Genomic DNA, 6,555 nt, shown 5'->3' on the forward strand with positions numbered 1-6,555 from the left:
GAACCTTGACGCCCTGGCCTGAAAGCCCCGAGCAGAGTTCGCCGAGAGAGGCCGTTTTGCCGCCAACGATGGCGACATCGGCGCCGCTGAGGTCTTCAAACCAGCGGATGTAGTTTGAGCTGGTCATCGGCTCCTCGCCCCCTTAAGGCCTCGAACTTGCTCCAAACGAGGCTCGCGCCCCTTGATCGCGATCAATGGTGGCGGCCCAATTCCCGTTGTAGGCCTATTTGCATCGGCAAGAGCAGCCGGGCGCCTTGGCGCGGCCGGTGGATCGTAAGCACATTGACACATGCAGTCGCTATCGAATGGCTGATAAACGCATCGCTCGTTCCAGATCATAGGAGCGGCGCTCGCAGGACGCGGCTGATGAACCTTGTGCGAGACATGCGAAAGCCGGCAAACCGCCTCCCCCTCCGGCTCGGGGCGAGACTGAAAGGCCTCGACCCGACTCCGACTGCGCGAGAATTGGTCGACGCGAAACGGACATCGAAAAGGCGGCGCGCATGAACGGCCAGACTCTCCTCGATCATCTAAAGTTTTTTCAGGCGCCCCCCAACCGCCATCCACAGGCGTGCGATACCGACATCGTTCTGTCGAAGGAGATTCTCGCTGTGAGCCGCCTGGAGCAGGCGGAGATCTGGCCGCTGCTTCGGGCCTCGCCCGAGGGGCTGACGCGCGATGAGGCGGCGGCAAGGCTGGCGTCGGTTGGACCTAATCTCGTCACTCAGGAGGGACGCCCGAGCGTCCTGCGCGAATTGTGGGGCCGCGCGAAGAATCCCCTGAACGGGCTTTTGCTCAGCCTCGCGACCATGTCTTATTTCCTCGGGGATATCCGCGCATCCGTCGTCATCGCGATCATGGTGGTCCTCGCCATCACGACGGCGTTCATCCAGGAGCATCGCTCCAATGACGCCGCCGCCAAGCTCCGCGCCATGGTAAAGACCGTGGCGAGAGTCAAGCGACGCGGCGCCGGCCTTGACGCCAGCGAAGGCCAGCCCGATGGATTCATCGACATCCCGATGGACCAACTTGTTCCCGGCGATATCGTGCGCCTTTCCGCGGGCGACATGATTCCGGCCGACCTCAGAATCCTCACCGCGAAGGATCTTTTCATCAATCAGGCGGCCTTGACCGGCGAGGCCATGCCGTCCGAGAAATCGCCGGCGATTGCGGACGCGAGCGTCGCCGATCCCTTCGACCTGCCCAATCTCTGTTTCATGGGAGGCAGCGTGGTCAGCGGATTTGGAACCGCCGTGATCGTGCATACGGGGGCGAGGACCTATTTCGGCCAGCTCGCCGAACAGATCGCCGGGCGGCGCGAACTGACCGGCTTCGACAAAGGGGTCAACCGCTTCACCTGGCTGATGATCAGATTCATGCTGGTGATGGTTCCCGCCGTGTTCCTGATCAATGGCTTCACGAAGGGCAATTGGCTCGAGGCGCTTTTATTCGCGGTGGCCGTCGCGGTCGGCCTGACGCCGGAAATGCTGCCGATGATCGTCACCGTCAATCTCGCCAAAGGCGCGATGGCGATGTCGAAGAAACGCGTGATCGTGAAGCGCCTCAACGCGATCCAGAATTTCGGCGCCATGGATGTCTTGTGCACCGACAAGACCGGCACGCTGACGCAGGACCGCATCATCCTCAAGCTGCATCTCGACATTTGCGGCGAAGATAGCGAGCGGGTCCTGGAGTACGCCTATCTGAACAGCCACTATCAGTCCGGTCTCAAAAATCTGCTCGACGTCGCGGTCCTGCAACATATCGAGCTCGGCAAGAACCTTCATCTGCAGCACCAATACAAGAATATCGACGAAATTCCCTTCGACTTCGTCCGCAGGCGGCTTTCCGTCATTCTGTCGCGCGAAGACGAGACGCATGTCCTCATCTGCAAGGGCGCCGTCGAGGAAGTTTTCGCCGTTTGCAAGCATTATGAACTCGGCGGCGAACGCGGAGCGCTGGACGCATCTCATCTTGCGACCGCGAAAGCCGAGACTCTGGCGCTCAACGAGGACGGTTTTCGCGTCGTCGCCATCGCTTACAAGGAAATTGCTGATCTCAAGCCAAGCTATTCAGTCGAGGACGAAAGCGAGCTGACGCTGCTCGGATATATCGCCTTTCTCGACCCCCCGAAGGATAGCGCCGGCGCCGCCATCGCAGCGCTCAATCGATCCGGCGTCGCAGTCAAGATTCTGACCGGCGACAATGAGATCGTCACCCGCAAGATCTGCCGCGAGGTCGGCCTCGAGGTAAAATGCGTCGCGCTGGGTCCCGAAATCGAACAGATGAGCGACGGGGCCCTGGCCGAGCTTGTGGAATCGACGACCGTCTTCGCCAAGCTTTCCCCGGCCCAGAAAGCGCGCGTGATCGGGGCGCTTCACGCCAAGGGCCATGTCGTCGGCTTTCTCGGCGACGGCATCAACGACAGCCCGGCGCTCAAGGCCGCCGACGTCGGCGTGTCAGTCGACACGGCGGTGGACATCGCCAAGGAATCCGCTGACATCATCCTGCTCGAAAAGAGCCTGATGGTGCTTCAGGAAGGGGTCATCGAAGGACGAAAGGTCTTCGGCAATATCACCAAATATATCAAGATGGGCGCAAGCTCTAATTTCGGCAACATGTTCAGCGTGCTTGGCCCCAGCATCTTTCTGCCCTTCCTGCCGATGCTGCCGATCCAGGTGCTCACCAACAACCTGCTCTATGATTTTTCGCAAACCGCGATCCCGACAGACAATGTCGACGAAGATTATCTTGAGGTCCCGCGCAAATGGGACATTGGCAATATATTCAAGTTCATGGTCTTCATCGGGCCGATAAGCTCGATCTTCGACTATGCGACCTTTTTCATCATGCTCTATGTTTTCGATGGCTGGAACAATCCATCGCTGTTCCAGACCGGCTGGTTCGTCGAATCCCTGCTGACGCAGACGCTCATCATTCACATCATCCGCACCGCGAAGATCCCGTTTCTGCAAAGCCGCGCCAGCCCTGCCTTGATCGCGACCAGCGTCACGATCTGCGCGATCGGCATTGCGCTGCCCTTTACCCCCGTAGGCGCGGCGTTGAAGTTCACGCCCTTGCCGCCGCTCTACTGGCCCATCGTCGCAAGCTTCCTCTTGAGCTACGCAATCCTGACGCATCTCGTAAAAACCTGGTTCGTGCGCCGCTGGGGCATGTGAATTCTGGCGCCACGCGCGCTGACCGCAGCCGCGCGCGGCATTCCGACGCGCGCGCAAGCTAAAGCAAAAGCGCTGAATCGCCGCTTTTGGCGCGCAATCGCGCAATCGGCGCGGCGATTGCTCATCGCATCGTCAATTCCGCGCCGAAAAAGTCGACTCTCCTGAGCACGCTTTTCGGCGCTGGCGTATTTGTGAGTTGGCAATGTGGCCGCATTGCTCGAACATAAGCGCCTGAGAGCGTTGGCTCGTTGGACTTCTTTTTCCAGACAAGCGGACTTTGCCAACTCGGCGGCTGAAACGCTTCAGCCGCTCCATTGGAGATTGAATGATGATTAAGACGACGGTGAACGGCGAAGCGCGAACCTTCGACGGCGATCCGGACACGCCGCTGCTTTGGTATCTGCGTGACGAACTCGGCCTGACCGGAACGAAATTCGGCTGCGGACAGGCCCTATGCGGCGCCTGCACCATCCATCTCGGCGGAACGGCTACGCGCGCCTGCGCCACCCCCATATCCAGCGCCGACGGCCAACAGATCACGACGATCGAGGGGCTTTCTCCCGACGGCGACCATCCCGTCCAGATCGCCTGGCGCGAGCTGAACGTCGCCCAGTGCGGCTATTGCCAGGCCGGCCAGATCATGCAGGCCGCATCGCTCCTCAAGGAGTCGCCAAAGCCCACGGATGAAGAGATCGACAATGGAATGAGCGGCAATCTGTGCCGCTGCGGAACCTATCCACGCATCCGCGCGGCGATCAAGCAGGCCGCCAATGCAACGGCGCATTCTGGCAAGGGAGGGCTGTGATGACCCATGATCATTCCTTCTCCCGGCCCGCCTCGGTCGAAGAGGCCGCCGGCGGCGAGATCGTCAACGTCAGCCGGCGCGGCCTGCTTGGCGGCATGGGCGCCCTGGTTCTCGCCGTGTCGCTCCCGCGCGCCGCTAACGCGGAAGAAGCCAAGCCCAAGGCGTTCGGCGCCGACGGCATGCCGCACGGCTGGCAGGACAACCCCAAAGTCTTCGTCTCGATCGCTGATGACGGCGCCGTAACCATCACCTGCCCGCGCTCCGATTTGGGGCAGGGCGTCCGCACAGGCTGGGCGATCATGATCGCCGATGAACTCGAGGCCGATTGGGCGAAGGTCCATGTGAAGCAGGCCGAGGGCGATGAAGCCAGATATGGCAATCAGGACACTGACGGCTCGCGTTCGACGCGTCATTTCTTCATGCATATGCGCCATGCCGGCGCGGCTGCGCGCCTGATGCTGATCGAGGCCGCCGCCAAGCAATGGGGCGTTCCGCTGGGCGAAATCAAGGCCGAGAACAGCGTCGTCACCCATGCCAAGTCCGGCCGGAGCCTCGGCTATGGCGCGCTCGCCAAGGCAGCGTCTGAATTGCCGGTTCCGGCGCGGGAGTCCGTCGTCCTTAAGGACCCCAAGGATTTCCGTTATATCGGCAAGGGGACGCTCGGGATTGTCGATAATCGCGCCATCACGACCGGCGCGGCGCTCTACGCGGCCGATAAGAGCTTTGATGGCATGCTTTACGCCGTCGTCGCCCGGCCGGCGGTGTTTGGCGGCACGGTCAAAAGCTTCGACGCCGCCGAGACGCTGAAGGTTCCCGGCGTCGTCAAGGTGATCCAGATCGCTCCGCCGTCGGCGCCGGTCAAGTTCCAGCCGCTCGGCGGCGTCGCCGTCATCGCCAAAAGCACCTGGGCGGCGATGAAGGGGCGCGAAAAGCTCAACATCGTGTGGGACGACGGGCCGAACGCCGCTTATGACTCGGCCGCATTCCGCGCCGAGCTCGAGAAGGCCGCGCGCAAGCCCGGCAAGGTGGTTCGTTCCCAGGGCGACGTCGACGCGGCCTTCGCGACGGCGCCCAAGCGCGTGTCAGCGGAATATTACGTGCCCCATCTCGCGCAGGCGCCGATGGAGCCCATGGCCGCCGTGGCGCGGATTACTGACGGTCATTGCCACATTTGGACTTCGGTTCAGGCGCCGCAGGCGGCGCGCACGCTCGTCGCCGGCCAGCTCGGGGTCGGCGAAGAGAATGTGACCGTAAATGTCAGTCTGCTCGGCGGCGGCTTCGGCCGCAAATCAAAGCCTGATTATGTGGTCGAGGCTGCTTTGTGCAGCAAGGCGATGGACGGCGCCCCCGTCAAGCTGCAATGGACGCGCGAAGACGATATCCATCACGGCTTCTATCACACCGTCTCGGTCGAACGTCTCGAAGCGTCGCTGGACGAAAAGGGCTTTCCGACCGGCTGGCTGCATCGCAGCGTCGCGCCGACAATCGCCTCGATCTTCGCGGCGGGCGCGGACCATGAACAGCCGTTCGAACTCGGCATGGGCCTTATCAATATGCCCTTCGCCATTCCGAATGTCCGGATGGAAAACCCGGAGGCGCCGGCCCATGTCCGCATCGGCTGGTTCCGCTCGGTGTCGAACATTCCGCACGCCTTCGCGATTCAGTCATTCGTGGCGGAACTCGCCCATGCGGCCGGGCGCGATCCAAAAGACTATCTGCTCGAGCTCATCGGCCCGGCGCGCGTCATCGACCCGACCAGCCTCGGCGACGGGTGGAACCACGGCGAAGATCCGAAACTCTATCCGATCGACACCGGCCGCCTGCGCCGCGTGATCGAGACGGCGTCCAGCGCGATCGGCTGGGGCCGCAAGATGCCGAAGGGCCGCGGCCTCGGCGTCGCCGGGCACTATAGTTTCGTGACCTATACCGCCGTCGCGGCGGAAGTCGCCGTCGACGATAAAGGCGCCATCACGATCCCCCGCGTCGATATTGCGATCGACTGCGGCCCGCAGGTCAATCCCGAACGCATCCGCTCTCAGATGGAAGGCGCGGTGGTGATGGGCATGGGCCTCGCGCTCACCGCCGAGATCAGCTTCAAGGACGGCCGTGCGCAGCAGAACAATTTCGATGGCTACGAGATCACCCGCATCGACGCGGCGCCCAGGGAGATCAACGTCCATCTGCTGCCGCTCGCCGATTACAACCATGTGCTCGGCGGCGTCGGGGAGCCCGGCGTGCCGCCGGTCGCGCCGGCGATCGTCAACGCGATCTTCGCGGCGACGGGACGGCGTGTGAGGCAGCTGCCGATTCGCGACCAGCTGAAAGCGTAACAAGCTTTGGCGAGGGCGGTTCAATCCGCCCTCGCACGTCGGCGGCGCGGGCCCGTTTCGCCGAGCAAGAAGACGCGCGTTTGCCGCGTTGCCGCCCCGAGGGCTGGCGCGTTTGCTTCAAGCCTCGTCTTTGAGCTGAACCCAAAGGGCGTATTGCTGGCTGGCTTGGATGAGTGCGCTGTAGAGGCTTGCGGCGAAGCTTCTGGCGACGGCGCATTCATAGGCTTCTCCGGCGGTTGTG

3 protein-coding genes are annotated in these 6,555 nt (G+C 62.4%); all 3 read left to right on the forward strand.

Going from position 1 to position 6,555, the window contains the following annotated elements; genetic code table 11:
* The first annotated feature begins 503 nt into the window (after positions 1-503).
* Complete coding sequence (mgtA, locus tag MPC4_RS16195; protein ID WP_174513430.1) at positions 504-3,179, forward strand: magnesium-translocating P-type ATPase; 2,676 nt, start codon at positions 504-506, stop codon at positions 3,177-3,179.
* Positions 3,180-3,507: 328 nt separating this feature from the next.
* A complete protein-coding gene (locus tag MPC4_RS16200) occupies positions 3,508-3,984 on the forward strand; it encodes a (2Fe-2S)-binding protein (RefSeq protein WP_174513432.1) in 477 nt (158 codons plus the stop codon).
* Entirely contained in the window at positions 3,984-6,314 is a 2,331-nt protein-coding gene (locus tag MPC4_RS16205) for a xanthine dehydrogenase family protein molybdopterin-binding subunit (RefSeq protein ID WP_174513431.1), read from the forward strand. Before MPC4_RS16200 ends, MPC4_RS16205 begins: the two co-directional genes overlap by 1 nt.
* Positions 6,315-6,555: the final 241 nt, after the last annotated feature.

The organism is Methylocella tundrae (assembly GCF_901905185.1).
Lineage (GTDB): Bacteria > Pseudomonadota > Alphaproteobacteria > Rhizobiales > Beijerinckiaceae > Methylocapsa > Methylocapsa tundrae.